This is a genomic window from Rhodococcus sp. MEB064, from assembly GCF_000834565.1.
In the GTDB taxonomy this organism is placed as follows: domain Bacteria; phylum Actinomycetota; class Actinomycetes; order Mycobacteriales; family Mycobacteriaceae; genus Rhodococcoides.
The window spans coordinates 1-20,351 of record NZ_JXQS01000013.1; the positions used below are offsets into that span (position 1 = coordinate 1).

Here is a 20,351-nt window from a genome sequence, read left to right on the forward strand (position 1 = left end):
TTGCTGGCAGCGTCAGACTGCCGGTGCCCAACCGATGCCTCAGACCCGGTGGCACCGGTTCTTCGCCGACCGCAAGAACTCCCGCGGCGGCTTCTCCAAGCTGTTCTTCATCGTGCACCCGGACGGGTACATCGCCTTCCGCCGCGGCTACCGCGTCGGGACCGCGGGAGCGCAGGAGGCCCGCATCGTCGACATCATCGCCGCGACGGACGAGGCGCGCTCGGACCTGTGGCAGGTGATGTGCGGTATCGACCTGGTGGAGACCATCGAGGTGACCCTGCCGGTCGGCGATCCGCTGCTGACGTTGCTCACCGATCGCCGTGTCCCCGCGGTCACGGGCGTCAAGGACGGCCTGTGGGTCCGCCTCATGGACGTTCCCGCGGCCCTCTCCGCCCGCACGTACGCAATCGACACCGATCTCACCATCGGCGTCGAGGACCCGTTCCTGAACGCCGGTGGAGCGTTCCGCTTCGTCTCCCGCGACGGCCACGCGGAAGTGACCCGCACGGACGCCGATCCCGACGTCACGGTGTCGTCGTCGGTGCTCGGCAGCATGTATCTGGGTGCGCACCGGGCGCGTCAGTTCGCCGCCGCGGGACGCGTTGCGGCGACGTCGGAGAAGGCGCTGCACGAGTTCGACCTCGTCTTCGGTACGCCGAGTCAGCCGCAGATCGGCTGGCACTTCTAGACGCTGGCGCCGACCGCCTCGTCGATGCGGTCCACGTGCGTGCGCCGCACCACGAGGGCCGCTCCGAGGCCGGCGAGCAGTGAGACGACGCCGCCCACCACCAAGGGTGCGCGCGGGTCCACGACATCGGCGATCCACCCGAGCAGTGGGCTGCCCAGTGGGGTTCCGCCCAGGAAGCACAGCATGTAGATCCCCATGACGCGTCCACGCATGTCCGAGGGCACCGACGCCTGGAGGATGTTCATGGCGACTGTGCTGAAGGTCAGTTGCACTGCACCGGCGGGGATCAGCATCACGGCGACGGCCCAGAACGCGGGCATCAACCCGGCGAGCGTCTCGAAGACGCCGAAGGCGATGGCGGACAACACGAACAGCCGGATACCGGGCGTCCCGCGTCGCCGTGCGGCCAACGTCGCACCGAACATCGTGCCGACCGCGAGCACCGTCGACAACAGGCCGTAGGCGTCGGCACCCTTGTCGAAGGTGTTGCGCGCGATGACGGACAGACTGAGCGGGAAGTTGATGCCGAACGTCGAGACGACCACCACCGTGCCGAGGATGACGCACAGGTCGGGCCGTCCGGCGACGTACCGGAATCCCTCCCGCACCTGACCTTTCCGACGCGGTGCTCGTTCGACGCGGAACAACTCGTCGGGTCGCATGATCTTCAGTGCGAAGAAGACGGCGACGAACGACGCGGCGTTGACCAGGAAGACCCAGCCCGTACCCACCAGGGTGATCCCGACGCCGGCGATGGCCGGGCCGATGATACGGGCCAGGTTGAAGGTCATCGAATTCAGCCCGATGGCGTTGGGAAGACGTTCCGGTCCGACCATCTCGATGGTGAAGGACTGTCGCACCGGAGCGTCGATCGCCGACGAGCATCCGAGCAGCAACGCGAGGATGTAGACGTGCCAGAGTTCGACGAACCCGCCGACGTCCAGCAGGCCCAGCACCAATCCGAAGACGGCTGCCGCCGCCTGGGTGGCCATCAGCAGTCGACGCTTGTCGTAGCGGTCGGCGAGAACCCCGCCCCACACCGACAGCACCAGGGTGGGTCCGAACTGCAGAGCCATGACGATGCCCACGGCGAAACCGTTGCCTCCGGACAGCTCCAGGACCAGCCAGTCCTGCGCGATCCGCTGCATCCAGGTGCCGATCAGCGAGACGATCTGCCCCGACGCCCACAGCCGGTAGTTACGCGAGTGGAGCGCATCGAAGAGCGACGGGCCGCCCGTCCGGCGATGAAGTAGTTGCACGAAGTATCAATTTACTCCGGTGCGTGTCACTCGGATTCGTTGACGATCGCCGACATGATGTCGACCGCGCGCCTCATCGTTGCCAGCTGCTCGGCATCGAGACCGCGAAGCTGCTCGGTCAGCCACATCTCGCGGGCGTTGACCTCGTCCTCGACGACCTTCCGCCCCGCCTCGGACAGCGAGACGATGATCTGTCGGCCGTCCGTGGGATGCGGCATCCGCTCGACCAGACCGACGTCTCCGAGCGACGCGACGACGCGGGTCATCGACGGCGGTTGGACGCGTTCACGCGCCGCCAGGGTGCCAGGTGTCATGGCCCCGTCCCGCGCGAGGGTGGCCAGTGCCGACAACTGGGTCAGCGTGACCTGACTGGTGCGACGGCCTCGTAGGTGACGTGTCATCCGCACGACGGCGAGAGACAGATCGCCGGCCAGCGCGCGCAGTTCTTGAGGCATCGCATGAGAATACGACATCCGAGCAGGTGGAACCGACTATCGGTCGTGCTGCCCCGCAGCACATCCTGCGGGGATCCGTCAGGTGATGGCGTCCGTGATGGGGCCGAGGGCGAAGTAGGCGACGAACAGCAGCGCGACGATGCCGAGAAGTGGGTGGACACTGCGGATCTTGCCGCGACCGATGGCCAGCACCACCCAGGTGATGAAACCGACGCCGATGCCGTTGGCGATGGAATACGTGAACGGCATGACGACGATGGTGAGGAACGCGGGAAGCGCGACATGGAATTTCGAGAAGTCGATGTCGGCGACCTGACCGATCATCAACGCTCCGACGACGACCAGTGCGGGCGCTGCCGCCTCGATGGGCACCACCGAGTACAGCGGAGTCAGGAACATCGCGGCGAGGAAGAGCACGCCGGTGACCACGTTGGCCAGACCGGTGCGCGCGCCCTCGGCGATGCCGCCGGCGGATTCGACGAACACCGTGTTCGACGACGCCGAGCCCGCGCCGCCCGCCACGGCTCCGAGACCCTCCACCACCAACGCTTTCCCGACGCCGGGAAGAGTGCCGTCCTTGTCGGCGAGACCCGCTTCCTTGCCCAGTCCGGTCATCGTTCCCATGGCGTCGAAGAAGTTCGCGAGGACGAGGGTGAACACCAGCAGGCTGGCCGCGAGGACTCCGATGCGCGTGAATGCGCCGAGAAGATCGACGTTGCCGACGAGGGAGAGGTCCGGGAGTTCGACCACGACGTCCGGCAGGGAGGGGACGCTGAGGTTCCATCCCTTCGGATTGACGCCCTGCGACGCACCGGTGTCGGTGATCGCCTCGACGATCGCGGCCACGACGGTGGTGACGACGATGCCGATAAGCAGGCCGCCGCGAACCCGGCGTGCCACGAGGACGCCCATGAGCAGCAGTCCGAAGACGAAGGTCGCCGTCGGCCACGATGCGATGGACCCGTCGATACCCAGGCCGACGGGCACGGTCGTTCCGGCGATGTCGGGCACGCGTCGGACGAATCCGGCGTCGACGAGCCCGATGAGCGCGATGAAGGCACCGATTCCGGCCGCGATGGCGGCCTTGAGTTCCTTCGGTATCGCCTCGAACACCGCGGTGCGGAATCCCGTCAATGCGAGCACCACGATGATGATGCCGTCGATGACGACCAGGCCCATGGCCTCGGCCCAGGTGACCTGCGGCGCGATGGTGACGGCGAGAAGAGTGTTGATCCCGAGTCCCGCTGCGATGGCGAACGGGTAGTTGGCGATCACGCCGAACAGGATGCTCATGACGCCGGCGACGAGCGCTGTCACGGCGGCGACCTGGGGCACCGGCAGGATGTCGCCCAGGACGTCGGTCTTGGCGGCCGCGTCGTCGGGCGAGAAGCTGCCGAGGATCAGCGGATTGAGAACCACGATGTAGGCCATCGCCACGAAGGTGACGACACCGCCGCGTACTTCCGCCGACAGCGAGGATCCGCGCTCGGTGATCTTGAAGTACGAATCGACTCGCCGGAAGGAACCGGCGCGGGACAACGCTCGAGACATGAGGTGGAGACTAAAGCACGACCGGCGTCGGCGCCGTGTCGGCCGCGAGTAGCGTCAGCGCCGTGCCGACACAGCCGCATGCGACTCCCTCTCCCCCGCCCGGACTTCCGGCGCGATGGACCGATCCCGCACCCGTGCTCGCGGCCGGAACGGGCCTCTTCCTCGTCGCGGCGATCCTGTGCACGATCGTCGACTCCTGGTCGGGCGCTGCACCGACCTGCTGGGTGGGAACCGTTCTGGGCGCGTTGGGGTTCGGCCTCTTCGCCCTCCAGCGCCGCGCGGCTCGCAGTGGTCGGCGGACGGCTCAGAAGGGCCTCGTCGCACCCCCGGACGCCTCCGACGTGTGACCCGGGCTACACCGAAAATGCCTCTGACGTGCGCAAACTCACCCCTGTCGAGGTTGAGTAACACGAACGTAACGTGGAGGATGGGTTATGTCAGATACGACATCCATTCAGCGTCAATGTCCGGAGTGAACACCACAGTGAAGTACGTCGAAAGTTTCCTCAACCGCCGCCGCCACGTTCGGGCCCTGCGCGATCTCTACGCGCGTGCCGACAACGTCGGTAGCCCCGCGATGCGTGACGAGCTCCTCGTCATCGCCCAGCGCGAGCGCTGATCAGCCTCAGCACCAGCACGATCCCCGCGGCGCCGAACGCCGCCCCGAGAGCCCACCCGGCGACCACGTCGGTGAGCCAGTGGGCACCGAGGTAGACGCGGGAGAACCCGATGAGCAGCGATGCCGCCGTGACCACGGCGGCCGCTGCTCTCGTTCGTTTCCGGGGTAGGTCCATCCGCGCCAGGGCGCACACCACCGCGGCGGCGAACATCGCCGACATCATCGCGTGGCCCGACGGGAACGAGAACGTCGAGATGTCGACGAGCCTCTCGGGAAGCGGAGGTCGGTCCCTGCGGAACGTGTACTTGAGCGCGTTCATCAGCCCCCACCCGAGGAGCATCGTCACCACCAGCGCGAGCGCATGCGGCCTCGCGCCGCGGGTCACGAACCACACCGCGACAGCGATCGTGGCCAGGGCGACGCCCCCTGTGCTCCCGACCGTCGTGATCGCCGTGACGATGTCCGTGACGACGGGGTCGCGGTGATCGACCATCCAGTCGAGCACCGCCTGATCGGGCCACCGTGCGGGCGCTACAGCCACTCAGATCACGCTCCCCGACAGATGAAGGACACCGTCGTCGGTGATCCAGAACGGCACGTCGCGCGTCACGGCGACGATTCCCTCGCACCGCACGGTCAGCCGATCGTGGAGTTCGACGACATCCGGCACAAGCCAGGTGACCGCGGCACGCATCGCGGCCAGCAACGGGTGGTCGTCCACGACGACGGTCACGCCGCTCGACACCACGTCGACGGTCAGCACCGACGACGCGGTCTCGACGTCGAGGAGATCGGCGAGTGCCTCGGCGGTCTCGAGCGACCCCATCACCGCCCGATCGGGGGGAATCACCGCGATCCACTTGGCGTGATCCAGCACGACGACGCGGCTCGGATCGACCACGGTCCCCGACAGCGTCCGTACCGCGTCGGGCGGGTCGACGTCGCGAACGTCCAGCCGAGAGGACGCGGCGGCAGATGCGAGGACGCAGTGAGCGGTGACGGCCACGGCGGGTGACACCGACCGCTCGGGATCGGCCGCCGCCGTCAGGATGTCGGTCGCGGTGTCCGCGTCGTCGACGTCGACACCCGCGAGGGCCGACCGGAACTCGGGTGCGCGAGGATGATCGACCGGATCGAGCAACCCCGTGAACGTCGAGTCCTCCGGCAGTCGCAGCAACCCCAGCGGTGTCCCCTGCAGTCGTGCGTGTCGACGCAACCACCACGGGGTGTAGCCCGCGCGATCCCGCAGAGCAGCGGCCGTCTCGGGACGATCGACGAGGAGGGTGAGCGCCTGCGCCCACTGCGACTCGTCGACCAGGTCGAGGTCCCGTACCGCGATCAGGGCCGTCGGTTCCGCGGAGTGCTCGGACGATGCCGTGACACTGTCCCACCACCCGCTCTCGTCGTCGAGATCGTGGTCGGGCCCCGTCGGCTCGTCGTCGACGACCGTTCCGAACGTCCACCCGACGCCGACGACTCGCAGCGCGTCGGAACCGTACTGTTGCACAACCGAATCGGCCACCACACCGAACGGGTGATCCGACACCATCACCGCGAGCAGCGGTGATGCGGGCAGCACCAATTCGTCCGCGGCCCGTACGTCACCGTCCGACGACGCCAGGGGCAGCGCTCCGAGGCCGGGAGCTGTGTCGGTGCCGCCGACGGCGCCGGCGACCGTGAGGACCTGGTGCACGAGGTCCTCATCGACGTAGTCCGGGTCCTCGAGCATGGCTGCCAACGCAGGATCCGCGAGCAGATCGGCCGGCCGCACGGTCTGTGCGCCGAGCCGCTGCAGGAGCGGATGCGCCGCGTCCGGGTGGACTACGCGTGCCCAGCCGATCGGACCGAGGTCGACTCCGTCCACCAGCAGCACCGTGCGAGGACCGGTGACGGTTCGGCCGTCGGTCAGCGGAACCGGCAGTGCCGCACACTCGTCGACGTCGGCCGTGTCGTGCACGATGTCGGCCAGTGCGCCGTAGATGCGACGCCACCACTGCGGCGGCTTCGACAGTCCCGACAACGCCTCGACGACGGCGGCCAGGCCCAGACGTCGGGCACCGACCGAGATCAGCGCGCGCGTTCCGGATCGACCCGAGGCGTCGGCAGCGACGAGTCCCGGCACGACGTCGGCGAGGAGGTCTGCGAACTCGGTCGAGATCGATTCCAGCACAGCGGCATCAGCGGGCCGGACAGGCTTTCCGACAGCTGTCGGCACCCAGGCGGTGGCCTCCAGGTCGTCGATGATCGCCGCTCGGAGCTCCTCGTCGACGCCGGACGCCGGCAGACCCGGAACCGGCACCGCCGCAGTGCGATCCGCTGCGGGAAGTTCGGCTACCAGGTCGCCGTAACCCGTGGCCACCGTGGACAGATCCGCGCCGGGGAGAACCCGACGACGATCCGGTTGCAGCGGCACGTCCGCGACCACCAGCAGCGGAAGAGTCAGCACCTCGTCGGATCTCGTCGGGGCGCGCAGGACGTCGCGGCGGACCGGGGACGGCTCGCCCCCGACGAGCGGCAGGAACCACCGAGCGCACGGGGCGTCGCCGCGCCACCACCGGTCGGCGCCGATCCGCACCTCGGTCCACGATCCCGGACCGGGCGCCGTCGACCGCGTGATGTCGACGTCGGGCAGGGATATCGAGGTCAGCGCATCCAGCTCGAGGAGGAGATCGACGGCCTCGCGCTCGGCCGCCTCGACCACTGCCGCCGCGTCACCGACGCCGTTCAGGACGATCTCGGTGTCCCAGCCGTCGGCCGGTACCTCGTCGAGGGGCCACGGCAGCCGCAGCACGGGCGCGCCCACCGCCGGCTCGGGCAGACCTCGCGCCTGAAGTTCCGCACGGGTCCGGGCAGCGTCGAACACGATCGACCCTGTCGTCGACCGGATCTCGATGCGGTCGGACAGTGCCCGGACGGAGGTGAAGCCGACGCCGTATCGGCCGATCGACCCGCCGTCCTTGTCCGACGCACGCAGCGCCGAGAGCGCCTGCACACCCGAGACCGACAGGGGCGCACCGACATTGCCGATACGGAGCGTCGTACCGTCATGCCGGATCGACAGGCGGCCGTCGACTCCCGCACGGGACGCCGCATCGGCGGCGTTCTGCGCCAACTCCGTGACGACGCGGTCGCGGTACCCGCCGGCCACCAGGTCCGCCTCGGTGGCCGCATCCTCACGCAGGCGGGTGGGAGACGACTCCCACGCCGCGAGAACCGACTCGCGAAGTGCAGCGGTCCCGAACGGGTCCGCTAGTCCGCCGACGACGACCCCGCGTCGGACTCGGCAGCGTCGGGAGTGGGGACGGTCTCGAGTGCACCGTCGTCGTACGCCGCGTAGGCGGGCGAACCTGCACCCGTCGGGCCCTCGGTGTCCGAATGGGCTCCGCATCCGTAGGACGCGTGGACGACGCGGCCGTCGGCAGCCAACTCATTGCCGCAGACACCGAACGCCGCACTGAGCGAGCCCTGCAGAGCCAGGTAGAAGCCACATGTCACGCAGGTGCCGGGTGCGGCCTTGGCCATCGGGGCATCGGGACCGAAGTCGCTCTCCGCCCATCGCTCCGCGGCCTCGAGCCGACCCTCGCGGCTCATGACCTGCTTGCGGCCCAGACCGAGTTCGAGCGCGACGTCGTCGACCGCGGGATCGCCGGTGGCCAGGTATCCGGGCACCAGACGCACGTCGTCGTGACGGGGCGGGAGCAGGTCGCCCGGCGCCAGATCGCCGGGGCGGATCCGTTCGTCCCAGGGGACCCAGGTGGGAGCGACCAGTGCGTCGGGGCCGGGCAGGAGAGCGAGCTCACTGATGGTCACGGACTCGGCGCCGGGGTGGGCTGCGACGACGACGGCCCACTGCCAGCCGCGGTAACCGGGCAGGTCGGCGGCGAAACGGTGGATCGCGGCGGAGTCGTCGACGGCCTCGACACCGAGGTGGTCACCGACAGCGCCCTCGTCCGTTTCGACGACGGCGGCACGCGCCACCTCGGTTGCTCCGGCCAGAAGCGGGCGGATCTCGGTCACGGAAGGGGCACTCACACCTCTATTTTGCAGCATCACCCCGCTGCGCGCGCCCACTGGGCCGTACAGCGCGGGGACCGACGGCGTAGCGGGTGGGCTGACAGGATGAGCGGATGCGCCCCGGTCGAGCCGTCCACGGTCCGTTACTGATCGCGCTGATCACCGGCGCCGCACTCGTCGTCGGGTGCGCCGGTGATCCCGACGCCGTCTCGACTCCGGCGGACGCGACGCTCGACGTGCGGATCGTCTCGACCCGCCCGCACGATCCGTCCGCCTTCACGCAGGGACTCGAAGTGGACGGGAATCGGCTGCTCGAGGGCACCGGGCGCTCCGGCCGATCGAGGGTGACGGCGTCCGACCTCGCGACCGGCGCGCCGCTGGCCTCCGTCGACCTGCCCGCACCGCTGTTCGGCGAGGGACTGACGGTCGCCGGGGACACTCTGTGGCAGCTGACGTGGCAGGACGGTGTCGCCGTGGCCCGCGACCCCGACACTCTGCAGGAGGTCCGTCGCGTGAGCTACGAGGGCGAAGGGTGGGGACTGTGCTTCGACGGCAGCTCGCTGGTAATGAGCGACGGGACGGACACGCTGACGTTCCGTGACCCGGTCACGTTCGAGCCCACCGGCTCCGTCCGCGTCCGCGACGACGGACAAGCGGTCGAGGAGATCAACGAGCTCGAATGCACATCCGACGGTGTGTACGCCAACATCTGGAAGACCGACGAGATCGTCCGGATCGACCCTGCGAGCGGAACGGTGACCGCGGTGACCGACGCGTCGCCGCTGCGCGCAGCACTCGAGGACAGCGGCGCGGACACGTCGGGAATCGACGTGTTGAACGGGATCGCCGCCGTGCCCGACACCGATCGCTTCCTCGTGACGGGGAAGCTGTGGCCGACGCTGTTCGAGGTGGAGTTCGTGCCCCGCGACGCGGATGCGCCGTGAGTCCACCGCGCAACCGCGCGTAGGGGACAATGAACCTGTGACAGGTCCGGAGAATTCGCGCCATCCGGGTTGGGACAACTACTCGCCGTCCGAGCGACTCCCCCCACGGCGATCACCGCTGCCCCCACTGCATCCGGTCGACGGCTCCGACGACGGCTCGGCCGCCCACGATCCGCACCCGACGACATCAGGACCTGCGACCCCGGACGCCGGACCTCGGCGCCCCCGCGTTCCTCGCAAGCTGACCGTCACGCGTGTCGCTGCGATGCGCGGCCGGGAGATCACCGGCAAGGGCATCGCGACGTTCCGGCGGGCGGCGACGGCGGACGGCGCGGACAAGTCCGGCCTGACCGCCCTGACCTACGCGACGATGGCCAACTTCGCCTCGGACGCCGCCATGGCCGTCGCGCTGGCGAACACGTTGTTCTTCTCGGCTGCGACGGGTGAGGACAAGACCAAGGTCGCGCTGTACCTCGTCATCACCATCGCCCCGTTCGCGGTGATCGCGCCGTTGATCGGGCCGATGCTCGACCGCCTCCAGCACGGCAGGCGCATCGCACTGGCCGCGTCGTTCGTGCTGCGCGCGGTTCTCGCGGTCGTGCTGGTCTTCAACTTCGACAGTTGGCTGCTCTATCCGGCAGCGCTGGGGATGATGGTCCTCAGCAAGTCGTTCTCCGTCCTCAAGTCCGCTGTCACACCGAGGGTTCTCCCACCCGACATCGACCTGGTGCGGGTCAATTCCCGCCTCACCGTCTTCGGTCTCCTCGGTGGCACCATCTCCGCCGGCGCCGTGGCGGCAGCCATCGCGTACGCGCTGGGATCGGCCGGCGCCCTGTGGTTCACGTTCGCCGTCACCCTGTTCGGCGCCTACCTGTCGATGCGCATCCCGTCGTGGGTCGAGGTGACGGAAGGCGAGGTGCCGGCCACTCTCGGGTATCACGCGGATGCCACCACCGATGCGATCGGCGTCGTCCCCGCGCCGAGCAAGCGCCGCCAGCCCCTCGGTCGCGATGTCCTGACCGGCTTGTGGGGAAACGGGACCATCCGAGTCCTCACCGGATTCCTGACGCTCTACGTCGCTTTCGTCGCCAAATCGCGCACGGAGCACGAACCTCTGCAGCAAGCGTTGATGCTGGCGTTGGTGGGCGCGGCCGCCGGTCTGGGCAACTTCGGCGGTAATGCGGCCGGCGCGCGCATCGCGCTGGGACGCCCGTCCCTGCTGGTGCTGCGCAGCACCGCGGCCGTGACCGCGGTCGCCGTCGTCGCGGCCGTCACCGACAGCTTGCTGACGGCCGCCCTGGCCGCTCTGGTCGCGTCGGGCGCGAGCGCGCTGGCCAAGGTGTCACTGGATGCATCCCTGCAGAACGACCTGCCTCCCGAGTCCATCGCGTCGGGCTTCGGGCGCAGTGAGACCGTGTTGCAGCTCAGCTGGGTCATCGGCGGAACTCTGGGAGTGCTTCTCCCCACCGAGTACTGGCTGGGTTTCACCGTGGTGTCGGTCATCCTTACGATCGGCCTGGTGCAGACATTCGTGACCTACCGCGGCGGATCACTTCTTCCCGGCTTCGGCGGCAACAGACCGGTCCGAGCCGAACAGGAGGTCGCGGGTAGTCGACGACGCACCCCCACCGGCCGGATACCGAGAGTCGACACCCCCACCACGAAGGATGCAGCTCTGTGACGCGACGGACCCTGATCGCACTGTCTGCGCTGGTCGCCGTCGTCGGCGTCGCCTTCGTCCTGGTGGTGGGCAACGCCATCCTGAGCGCGCCCGAGGAGGCGCCTCGGGTCAGCGCCTTCGCGGACGGCCGGTACGAGGAAGTCGAGCCGTTCCGGTACTGCCCCGTCCAGGAACCCTTGTGCGACTACGAGGGCACGACCGCCTCGCTCCCGGTCCGCGAGGGGTACCCGCTGCAGCTCTCGCTACCGGGCGCGATCTCCGAGAACCCGTGGGGATTCGCCAGCGTCTACGCCGACGACGCCAGCGGCACCGTCGTCGAAGCCGACGAGTACTACGCACCGGGCAGCCGCAACACCCTGACGGTGCCCGCGGTGAACGACGACGGGCTCACCCTGATCGGCGTCGAGATCCGGCTGCCCTCGGGCGTCATCGACGTCGACACCGATCAAGAGGAGATCGTCAGTCACGCGATCTGGTCGATCGCGACGACACCCGAGACCGACAGCTAGCTGTCGAGCTCCCGAGCGACCGCGCGGACCACTTCGGAGATCTTCTGCGCGGTCTTGCGGTCCGGGTAGCGGCCCTTGCGGAGGTCGGGCTGAATCGTGGCCTCGAGGAGCGTGATCATGTCCTCGACCATGCCGTGCAGCTCGTCCGGCGTGTGCTTGCGCGCAGCAGGTTCCTTGCGGGCGGCAGTGTTCTGACGGACGGACGGCGCCGGTTCGAGCACCGTCAGGCTCAGCGCCTGGGGTCCCCGGCGGCCGGCGGCCATGCCGAACTCGACGCGCTGGCCTGCCTTCAAGCCCTCGACACCCTGAGGGAGCGCGGACGAGCGCACGTACACGTCCTCGCCCTCGTCCTGCGACAGGAAGCCGAAACCCTTGTCGACGTCGTACCACTTCACCTTGCCGGTCGGCACCGCACTCACCCGTTCAATCCGTTGGTCGTCTCACACGAATAATCGCGCCCGGGTCGCCGACTGCACTGCTCGGTCGGCTTCTGGACGCGACAACTGGAAATGCTACTCCGCACCGGAACGTGCGAGCACCGGAGTTTCTCGGTGCCGAGGCCGGTCCGACTAAACTCGCCACCGTGACCGACTCCTCGCGCACCTCCATGCCGCCTCTGCTCGCTGCTGCGTTGATCAGCTTCGGCCTCGGTCTGCTCGCGATCGTCGTCATGTTCCTGGTGCTGCTCCTGTCGGACACGCCCCCCGGCCTGTGGCTCTACCTCTCGGCGATGCTGTGCCCGTTCGGATTCCTGCTGGGCCTCGTCCACGCCTTGCGGAGCGGTCGACGCGTCCGGCGCTGACCGCCGGCGAACCGGGCATACTGGTCACATGCGACTGCTGCTGAACATCATCTGGTTCGTTTTCGGCGGCCTGTGGCTGGCGCTGGGGTACTTCCTCGCCGGGATCGTGTGCTGCATCCTGATCATCACCATCCCGTTCGGGATCGCAGCCTTCCGGATCGGCGTCTACGCGCTGTGGCCCTTCGGCCGGACCGTCGTCGACAAGCCCACGGCCGGCCTCGGTTCGATGATCGGCAACGTCGTCTGGATCGTCGTGGCGGGCATCTGGCTCGCGATCGGGCACGTCCTCACCGCGATCGCCATGGCGATCACCATCGTCGGCATCCCCCTGGCCCTGGCGAACCTGAAGATGATTCCGGTGTCGCTGATGCCGCTGGGCAAGGACATCGTCGATTCGGACGCGGTGGGCGTCGTCGGAGCGCCCGCACCGATGCGGTACTGACCACCTCGAAAACCCACCAACCGTAACGAGCGGTCGCGTTTCGGCGTGCCCTGACCGGCTGTCGGCTCCCTTTCGGTCTACGATCCTGTGCGTGATACTGAGGAAATCCGACGACCGCACCTTCGGATCACATAGGATCTTCGTCGCGCTCACGGTCCTCGGCGCCGCGATCGCGGTGTTCGCGCACGACCGGCTGATCCCGTTCGACGTCCCGAAGTTCGGCCTCTTCCAGTTCGGAATCGACGCGCTCGTCTACCGCGCGGGCGGCGCCACGGTGCTGGGCCCCGAACCGCTGTACGCAGGGAATCTCGTCGGCGAGCTGCCCTTCACCTATCCCCCGTTCGCGGCTCTCGTGTTCGCCCCCCTCGGGGTGATGTCCACCACGACGACGCACCTGCTGTTCTGGCTGGGCAACATCGTCCTGCTCTACTTCATCGTCCGGTCCTGCTGGCTGTTCCTCGGCTTTCGCGACGACCGCAGCCTGCGCATCGTCTGCCTCTCGTTGTCGGTGATCTTCACTTGGCTCGAGCCGATCCGTATGACGATCTGGCTCGGCCAGATCAATCTGGTGCTGCTGGCCCTGGTGCTGTGGGATCTGACCCGCCCCGAGGGAAGCAGGCTCCGCGGCATCGGAGTCGGCATCGCCACCGGAATCAAGATGACTCCGGGCCTGTTCCTGATCCATCTCGCGTTGACGCGGCAGTGGAAGGCTCTCCTGATCGGAGCAGTCACCGCCGCCGTGAGCGTCGTCCTGGGATTCGTCGTGCTCTTTTCCGACGCGGTCACGTACTGGTTCGGAGCCATCTCCGACTCGTCCCGGATCGGCGACATCGGCTCGGGCGCGAACCAGTCTCTGCGCGCCTCGATCCCCCGATGGTTCGGCTTCGACGAAGCACCGGTCCTGCTGTGGGTCGTGATCGCCGGCGCGGTCGGTGTGGCGGGCCTGCTCGTCGCGGCGGCTGCGCACCGCAAGGGACTTCCGCTGCTCGGACTGATCGTCTGCGGGCTGACGGCACCTCTGGTGTCCCCGTTCTCGTGGGGGCATCACTGGGTGTGGCTCCTGCCGCTGCTGATCGTGTGCATGGACGTCGCTCTCCGGGCGAGCAATCCCGTCGCCTGGTTGCTGCCGTTGCTGGCCAGCCTTCCCCAGATCGCGTGGTTCTGGGTGGCACCCGACAACGTCTACGCCATCGGCACGTTCATGCTCCCGCCGTCCAACCGACTCGAGGCCGTCGCACTTCAGACGGTGTATCCGACCACCGGCGTCGTGGTGATCGTGGTGGTGGCCGTGATCCTGCGCACATGTGACTTCCGCCACATAACGAAGCGGTCACGAACGGGTGACGACGCGGTAGTCAACACGTCCTCCCCGTCCTAGCTGCGGATACCCGTTGCGACACGTCACAACGGCGACGCGACGCGTACACCAGGCGAAGTTATCGAACAGTGACATCTGTGCCCGATTCGTAATAGTGTCCCCTTCGGCCGGAAGTTCGGCCGACGTTCGGCCCGCCGCGCCAAACCTCGTCCCGCGGGTACCGGACATCCCTCACAGACATGATCAGGGACGAGGGCGGGGGACCCACACGTCCTTCGTAGATATCCGGCCGGCTCTCGCGGCGCCCCACCGGGCCCCGAGCAGTCGACCTAGGGGTGAAGCCTCTCCGCTCCAGCCAGGAGCGCACCGAGGCCGGGCTACCTCTCAGCCCGAATCCGACAGCTGACCTCGCAGGCGCGTGTGGAGAGGATTTCTACCCTTATGAGCGGACGTCATCGCAAGCCGAGCACCACGGGCAAGACCGTCGCCAAGGTCGCCGTCACCGGCGCACTGGTCGGCACCGCAGGTCTCGCATTCAGCGGCACGGCCAACGCAGCCCCCGATTCCGACTGGGACCGTCTCTCGCAGTGCGAGGCCGGCGGCAACTGGGGCATCAACACCGGTAACGGGTTCCAGGGCGGACTGCAGTTCTCCCCGAGCACGTGGACCAGCCATGGCGGCGGCGAGTACGCGGCCACCGCGAACCAGGCCAGCCGCGAAGAGCAGATCGTCGTCGCCGAGCGCGTGCTCGAGTCGCAGGGTTGGGGCGCATGGCCGTCCTGCTCCTCGCAGCTCGGACTGAGCAGCGGCCCGACGCAGCGCGACGCACCGGCGACCACGGCGCCCACCGCACCGGCACTCCCCGATCTGACGAGCATCCCGTCGACCGAGCAGGCCGTACAGGGACTGACCCAGGTCGTCCAGAACTTCACCAACGACCCGGCGATCCTCGGATTCGTCCAGGCCGCAGCCGGAGACCCCCAGATCGCGAGCTTCATCGCCGCGAACCAGGATCTCCTGCCTCGCTGACGCTCCACTCGTACGAGAAGGGCCCCACCGCATGCGGTGGGGCCCTTCTCGTACGTCCTGGTCAGCGGTTGATGACCGTATGCGGATGTGCGTACGGAAGTGACTCGGCCGGCAACGGGAACTCGGTCTCCTCGCCGTACGGCGACAGACTGCCGGCGCGAGCGGACGCCAGTTCCGTCACGGGATGGTCGTCGTCGTCAGCACTGTGAGGCCAGCCCGGATCGACGTATCGCTTCTTCTCTTTGTTCGCCATGCTTCATTTCACCATTACGAAGGGCACGTCTGCCAGTCCTGGTCTGCAGGCGCCGCCACCGAAGTCTCTAGGCTTGACGGCGATGACCGACAACGAGGGCGATCGGGCGGACTCACTCACCGAGTGGCTGTCCTCCCGAAGCGACGACGAACTGGCCGAACTGCTGCGTCTGCGGCCGGACCTGACCATCCCGCCGCCTCCCACCCTCGACGTGCTCGCCGGCAGATCCCACCAGCGGGCGTCGGTACTGCGTGCCGCGGAGGACCTGGACACTCTGTGCCTCACGGTCCTCGAACTGCTCGCTCACGAAGGCGGCGACACGGACCCGGTACCGCGGAGCCGCCTCGACGAGCTGGTGGACAAGCGCGCGACGAAGAAGGCCGTCGACGCGGCACTGGCCCTGCTGCGCACCCGCGCCCTGATCCGGGGAACGACGTCGCTGACGATGGTGGCCGCAGCGCGGGACGCGGTCCCCTGGCGCGTCGGCAGATTCCTCGACGCCGATTCCGGGTTGACCGCCGAGGTGGTGGCCGACAAGCTCGCGGCCGTCGACGACCGAAGTCGTGACCTGTTGACCACGCTGACGCGCTCGTCGTCGATAGGACGCACACGCGACGCGGCGCCGGGCACCCCGGCGGACCGGCCGGTGCAGCAACTGTTGGCCTCCGGGCTCCTGACCTGGCTGGACGACAACACCGTCGAACTACCGCCGCAGGTGTCCCAGGCGCTGCGCGGCGAGCCCGTGACCGACCCGCTCGCGCTCACGCCTCCGACTCCGTCGACCCAGCAGGTCAAGGTCGCCGACGTCGACGCCGCCGCGGCCGGCGAAGCACTCGAGCTGCTGCGGCAGAGCGAGAACATCCTCGCTGCGCTCGGCCGGACACCTGCCCCGGCGCTCAAGGCGGGCGGACTGGGTGTGCGGGAGATCCGGCGCATCGGGAAGTCGACCGACCTCGACGAGGCGCGAGTCGGTCTGCTGCTGGAGTTGCTGTCCGCTGCCGGACTCGTCGCGGTCGGCCTACCGGACTCGGGCCCCGCCGGCGACATCGACGACCTCTGGGCCCCCACACCGACAGCCGACGCATGGCTCACGGCCGGCCCGGACCGCCGCTGGGCCGCGCTGGCGGGCGGATGGCTGGACCTCGCGCGCGTGCCGTGGCTCATCGGGATGCGGGACTCGAACGACAAGCCGATCGCGGCGCTGTCCGACGAGGCGAGGTCCGCAGCCGCCCCCCGCGACCGACGCGTCGTGCTGTCGGTGCTCGCGGACCTCCCGTCCGGTCGCGCAGCCGCCACCGAGGACGTGGTGCGTATCGCCACGTGGCGACGGCCTCGCCTGGCCGGTCGACTCGGTGTCGGCCCGGTCTCGCGCTATCTCGCCGAGGCGACGACGCTCGGCATCGTCGGACGCGGTGCGCTGTCGACTCCCGGCCGGGCCCTGCTGTCGGATCCGGACACGGCGGCAGCCGCGATGAACCGGGTCCTCCCGGACCCCATCGACTACGTCCTGGTCCAGGCGGACCTGACCGTGGTGGCTCCCGGCCCGCTGACTCCCGAACTGGCCCAGCGGATGGCCGCGGTGGCGGACATCGAATCGGCAGGTGCCGCGACGATGTACCGCGTCGACGAGAAGACCCTCCGCCGCGCGCTCGACGGCGGATCCACCGCGGCGGAGATCCACTCGCTGTTCGGCGTGCACTCGCGCACTCCGGTCCCCCAGGCGCTGACCTACCTCATCGACGACGTCGCGCGTCGTCACGGCCGGCTGCGGGCCGGTGTCGCGTCCTCCTTCGTGCGGTGCGAGGACCCGGCCCTGCTCGCCGAGGTCCTCTCCTCCCCCGCGGCCGAGGCTCTGGCGTTGCGCGCACTCGCCCCGACCGTCGCGGTGTCGCAGGCCCCGCTCGCCGACGTCCTCGCCGGATTGCGTACCGCCGGTTTCGCGCCGGCCGGCGAGGATTCGTCCGGCACCATCGTCGACGTGCGCGAGCGCGGCGCCAGGGTGGTCCCGCGGCGGGGTCGGTCGCCGTACCGGACGCCCGCCGTGCCGACAGACGAGCAGTTGGGTCGGCTGGTGTCGGAGATGCGTGCGGGAACGAAGGCCGGGGACGTCCGGCGCTCGGAACGCGAACGGGTGCGCTCGGACGGCACCCGCGCGTCCGGAGCCGCCACGATCGCTCTGCTGCAACGTGCCGCGGTCTCCCGGTCCCCGATCAGCATCGGATACGTCGATGCCGCGGGAGTGTCGAGCAATCGCGTCGTGGAACCGGTCGGCGTGGGCGGCGGCCAACTGGACGCGTGGGACGCCGATGCCGGTGTCATGCGTCACTTCACCCTGCACCGCATCACGTCGGTTGCTCTGCTGGGGTGAGGCCCTGTCGTACACAGAGGGCACAATGGACTGGTTGCGCCCCGGACTCGTCCACACGGGGTGCGTGAGGAGACACCCGTGACCGACGGACCGTTGATCGTCCAGTCCGACAAGACCCTGCTGCTCGAGGTCGACCACGACCTCGCGTCGCAGGCCCGCGCGGCCATCGCTCCGTTCGCCGAACTCGAGCGCGCGCCCGAACACGTCCACACCTACCGCATCACCCCGCTGGCCCTGTGGAACGCACGCGCCGCCGGTCACGACGCGGAGCAGGTCGTCGACGCGTTGGTCACCTTCTCCCGGTACGCGGTACCGCAGCCGTTGCTCGTCGACATCGTCGACACGATGGCCCGCTACGGCCGGTTGCAGCTGGTGAAGTCGCCGGTGCACGGCCTGTCGCTCGTCAGCCTCGACCGCGCCGTGCTGACCGAGATCATGCGCCACAAGAAGATCGCGCCCATGCTCGGCGCACAGGTCGACGACGACACGGTGCTGGTGCACCCCAGCGAGCGCGGCCGCCTCAAGCAGATGCTGCTCAAGGTCGGCTGGCCCGCCGAGGACCTCGCCGGGTACGTCGACGGTGAGGCCCACCCCATCGATCTCGACTTCTCGGGCGGCCACTGGGAGCTGCGCGACTACCAGCAGATGGCCACGGATTCGTTCTGGGCCGGTGGTTCCGGCGTGGTGGTCCTCCCCTGTGGTGCGGGCAAGACGATGGTCGGGGCGGCCGCGATGGCCAAGGCCGGCGCGACCACGCTGATCCTGGTCACCAACACGGTCGCCGGCCGTCAGTGGAAGCGTGAACTGATCGCCCGCACGACGCTCACCGAGGAAGAGATCGGTGAGTACTCGGGTGAGCGCAAGGAAATCCGTCCGGTCACCATCGCGACGTACCAGGTGATCACCCGGCGCACCAAGGGTGAGTACAAGCATCTCGAGCTCTTCGACTCGCGCGACTGGGGGTTGGTGATCTACGACGAGGTGCACCTGCTCCCCGCGCCGGTGTTCCGCATGACGGCCGACCTGCAGTCCCGTCGCCGCCTCGGGCTCACCGCGACCCTGGTCCGCGAGGACGGCCGGGAAGGTGACGTGTTCTCCCTCATCGGCCCCAAGCGGTACGACGCGCCGTGGAAGGACATCGAGGCGCAGGGGTGGATCGCCCCGGCGGAGTGCATCGAGGTCCGGGTGACGCTGACGGACGCCGAGAGGATGTCCTACGCCGTCGCCGAACCAGAGGAGCGCTACAAGCTCTGCTCCACCGCCCACACCAAGATCGCCGTCGTGAAGTCGATCCTGTCCAAGCACCAGGATTCGCCGACGCTGGTCATCGGTGCGTACCTCGACCAGCTCGACGAGTTGGGTGCCGCCCTCGACGCCCCGGTGATCCAGGGATCGACCAAGAACAAGGAGCGCGAGTTGTTGTTCGACGCGTTCCGACGCGGCGAGATCAAGACGCTGGTGGTGAGCAAGGTGGCCAACTTCTCCATCGACCTCCCGGAAGCGTCCGTCGCCGTCCAGGTGTCGGGAACGTTCGGCTCCCGCCAGGAGGAGGCCCAGCGCCTCGGCCGGCTGCTCCGCCCGAAACACGATGGTGGACAGGCGCATTTCTACTCGGTCGTCTCCCGGGACACCCTGGACGCGGAGTACGCGGCGCACCGCCAGCGATTCCTCGCCGAGCAGGGCTACGCCTACCGCATCACCGATGCCGACGACCTGCTGGGACCGGCGATCTGACATGAGACGCTTCGAATTCCCGGTCGACCGCCCCCATGCGAAGTCGGTCAACGAAACGCTCGGAGACGTTCGGCGACTGCAGCTGTCGTCCGTCGTCTTCGCGATCGTCCTGGGAGCGGGGGCAGCCTGGCTCTTCGTTCTGCAGCACCCGTGGTCCTACATCCTCGGCGCCGTCCTCGCCGTCGCCGCCGTCATCTCGCTCTGGGTGTCGGTGTGGGCTCCGCGCAAGGTGGGATCGATCGAGGAGCTGTACTCCAGCAGTGCCCTGGTGCCGGCGATGGTGTCGGAGACACGTCCGCGGGGCGCCACCATCCTCGCGCTGATCGACGTGGCGAAGCCGGACACGGCCGTGCCGCACTACGCCCTCGTCGTGCGCAACGTCCGCGCTCTGCCCGGCCACACGTTGACCGAAGGCGAACGGGTTCCCTCGGTAGCCGTACTCACCGATCGCAGCACCAAGTCGATCTCCGAGACCTGGCAGATGGTCAGCCCGATGCCCATCGCGTGGGGCACCCGCGACCGCACGGTTCTGCGGACCGCGATCGAAGCCATCGACTCGGTGGAGTGGAAGTTGCTGCGCAAGAACCTGTCCCTGTCGGAGAAGGTGCGATCGGCGGAGAACAACCAGATCCTCATCGACCCGCACGATCTCCCCGAGGAACTGCTCCGTCCCGACCAGGGCTGA

At 68.7% G+C, this 20,351-nt stretch carries 21 protein-coding genes and 1 riboswitch; of the genes, 13 read left to right on the forward strand and 8 right to left on the reverse strand.

Annotation, left to right across the window (positions count from 1 at the left end):
* A partial coding sequence (locus tag RU01_RS07070; protein ID WP_042573904.1) for a sterol carrier protein domain-containing protein occupies nt 1-688 on the forward strand: 688 nt, incomplete at its 5' end.
* Here the strand turns inward: RU01_RS07070 and RU01_RS07075 are convergent.
* The 3 genes from RU01_RS07075 to RU01_RS07085 all read right to left on the reverse strand — a co-directional run bounded on the left by RU01_RS07075 (nt 685) and on the right by RU01_RS07085 (nt 3,953).
* Nucleotides 685-1,947: an MFS transporter gene (locus RU01_RS07075; RefSeq protein ID WP_042573838.1), complete on the reverse strand. Its 1,263-nt coding sequence runs from the start codon at nt 1,945-1,947 to the stop codon at nt 685-687. The two genes, RU01_RS07070 and RU01_RS07075, sit on opposite strands and share 4 nt — an antisense overlap.
* Nucleotides 1,948-1,973: 26 nt before the next feature.
* Entirely contained in the window at nt 1,974-2,402 is a 429-nt protein-coding gene (locus RU01_RS07080; RefSeq protein ID WP_042573839.1) for a MarR family winged helix-turn-helix transcriptional regulator, read from the reverse strand.
* A 78-nt stretch (nt 2,403-2,480) separates the two neighbouring features.
* The gene (locus tag RU01_RS07085) at nt 2,481-3,953 is read right to left on the reverse strand and encodes an NCS2 family permease (protein WP_042573840.1); all 1,473 of its coding nucleotides are present in this window, start codon (nt 3,951-3,953) and stop codon (nt 2,481-2,483) included.
* 62 nt (nt 3,954-4,015) lie between these two features.
* Between RU01_RS07085 and RU01_RS07090 the strand changes: the two genes are divergently transcribed.
* Complete coding sequence (locus tag RU01_RS07090; protein ID WP_042573905.1) at nt 4,016-4,300, forward strand: DUF2530 domain-containing protein; 285 nt, start codon at nt 4,016-4,018, stop codon at nt 4,298-4,300.
* 125 nt (nt 4,301-4,425) lie between these two features.
* Nucleotides 4,426-4,572, forward strand: coding sequence for a hypothetical protein (locus RU01_RS22785; protein WP_156148826.1), 147 nt, complete (start codon nt 4,426-4,428; stop codon nt 4,570-4,572).
* On the opposite strand, the gene RU01_RS07095 is transcribed toward RU01_RS22785, so the two are convergent.
* The 3 genes from RU01_RS07095 to RU01_RS07105 all read right to left on the reverse strand — a co-directional run bounded on the left by RU01_RS07095 (nt 4,550) and on the right by RU01_RS07105 (nt 8,622).
* A complete protein-coding gene (locus RU01_RS07095) occupies nt 4,550-5,113 on the reverse strand; it encodes a phosphatase PAP2 family protein (RefSeq protein ID WP_231568625.1) in 564 nt (187 codons plus the stop codon). The genes RU01_RS22785 and RU01_RS07095 overlap by 23 nt on opposite strands.
* Nucleotides 5,114-7,720, reverse strand: coding sequence for a sacsin N-terminal ATP-binding-like domain-containing protein (locus tag RU01_RS07100; protein ID WP_197074705.1), 2,607 nt, complete (start codon nt 7,718-7,720; stop codon nt 5,114-5,116).
* Nucleotides 7,721-7,821: 101 nt separating this feature from the next.
* On the reverse strand, nt 7,822-8,622 hold the full coding sequence (locus RU01_RS07105) for a DUF3027 domain-containing protein (protein WP_042573908.1): 801 nt from the start codon (nt 8,620-8,622) through the stop codon (nt 7,822-7,824).
* Between the two features lie 77 nt (nt 8,623-8,699).
* On the opposite strand from RU01_RS07105, the gene RU01_RS07110 reads away from it, so the two are divergent.
* The 3 genes from RU01_RS07110 to RU01_RS07120 are packed head-to-tail and all read left to right on the forward strand — an operon-like array spanning nt 8,700 to nt 11,720.
* Nucleotides 8,700-9,530, forward strand: coding sequence for a glutaminyl-peptide cyclotransferase (locus tag RU01_RS07110; protein ID WP_042573841.1), 831 nt, complete (start codon nt 8,700-8,702; stop codon nt 9,528-9,530).
* On the forward strand, nt 9,520-11,211 hold the full coding sequence (locus RU01_RS07115) for an MFS transporter (protein ID WP_082042954.1): 1,692 nt from the start codon (nt 9,520-9,522) through the stop codon (nt 11,209-11,211). Before RU01_RS07110 ends, RU01_RS07115 begins: the two co-directional genes overlap by 11 nt.
* On the forward strand, nt 11,208-11,720 hold the full coding sequence (locus tag RU01_RS07120) for a DUF2771 domain-containing protein (protein ID WP_042573842.1): 513 nt from the start codon (nt 11,208-11,210) through the stop codon (nt 11,718-11,720). The genes RU01_RS07115 and RU01_RS07120 overlap by 4 nt, the downstream gene beginning before the upstream one ends.
* Here the strand turns inward: RU01_RS07120 and RU01_RS07125 are convergent.
* Nucleotides 11,717-12,130 carry a cold-shock protein gene (locus RU01_RS07125; protein ID WP_197074707.1) on the reverse strand — a complete coding sequence of 138 codons (414 nt, stop codon included), beginning with the start codon at nt 12,128-12,130 and terminating at the stop codon, nt 11,717-11,719. The two genes, RU01_RS07120 and RU01_RS07125, sit on opposite strands and share 4 nt — an antisense overlap.
* A 173-nt stretch (nt 12,131-12,303) precedes the next feature.
* Here RU01_RS07125 and RU01_RS07130 point away from each other — a divergent pair, with 173 nt between their 5' ends.
* The 4 genes from RU01_RS07130 (at nt 12,304) to RU01_RS07145 (ending at nt 15,311) form a co-directional block, all read left to right on the forward strand.
* Nucleotides 12,304-12,522, forward strand: coding sequence for a hypothetical protein (locus RU01_RS07130; protein WP_442970471.1), 219 nt, complete (start codon nt 12,304-12,306; stop codon nt 12,520-12,522).
* Nucleotides 12,523-12,550: 28 nt separating this feature from the next.
* Nucleotides 12,551-12,964, forward strand: coding sequence for a YccF domain-containing protein (locus tag RU01_RS07135; protein WP_042573844.1), 414 nt, complete (start codon nt 12,551-12,553; stop codon nt 12,962-12,964).
* A gap of 91 nt (nt 12,965-13,055) precedes the next feature.
* Complete coding sequence (locus tag RU01_RS07140; protein WP_052493159.1) at nt 13,056-14,342, forward strand: glycosyltransferase 87 family protein; 1,287 nt, start codon at nt 13,056-13,058, stop codon at nt 14,340-14,342.
* Between the two features lie 166 nt (nt 14,343-14,508).
* Nucleotides 14,509-14,715, forward strand: a riboswitch (cyclic di-AMP (ydaO/yuaA leader).
* A gap of 8 nt (nt 14,716-14,723) precedes the next feature.
* Nucleotides 14,724-15,311, forward strand: coding sequence for a transglycosylase family protein (locus RU01_RS07145; RefSeq protein WP_042573845.1), 588 nt, complete (start codon nt 14,724-14,726; stop codon nt 15,309-15,311).
* Between the two features lie 61 nt (nt 15,312-15,372).
* Here RU01_RS07145 and RU01_RS07150 read toward each other — a convergent pair whose 3' ends face one another.
* Nucleotides 15,373-15,564: a hypothetical protein gene (locus RU01_RS07150; RefSeq protein ID WP_042573846.1), complete on the reverse strand. Its 192-nt coding sequence runs from the start codon at nt 15,562-15,564 to the stop codon at nt 15,373-15,375.
* An 82-nt stretch (nt 15,565-15,646) separates the two neighbouring features.
* Between RU01_RS07150 and RU01_RS07155 the strand changes: the two genes are divergently transcribed.
* The 3 genes from RU01_RS07155 (at nt 15,647) to RU01_RS07165 (ending at nt 20,351) form a co-directional block, all read left to right on the forward strand.
* Nucleotides 15,647-17,932 carry a helicase-associated domain-containing protein gene (locus RU01_RS07155; RefSeq protein ID WP_042573847.1) on the forward strand — a complete coding sequence of 762 codons (2,286 nt, stop codon included), beginning with the start codon at nt 15,647-15,649 and terminating at the stop codon, nt 17,930-17,932.
* 78 nt (nt 17,933-18,010) lie between these two features.
* Entirely contained in the window at nt 18,011-19,666 is a 1,656-nt protein-coding gene (locus RU01_RS07160; protein WP_042573912.1) for a DNA repair helicase XPB, read from the forward strand.
* A gap of 1 nt (nt 19,667) precedes the next feature.
* Nucleotides 19,668-20,351, forward strand: coding sequence for a DUF3239 domain-containing protein (locus RU01_RS07165; RefSeq protein ID WP_042573848.1), 684 nt, complete (start codon nt 19,668-19,670; stop codon nt 20,349-20,351).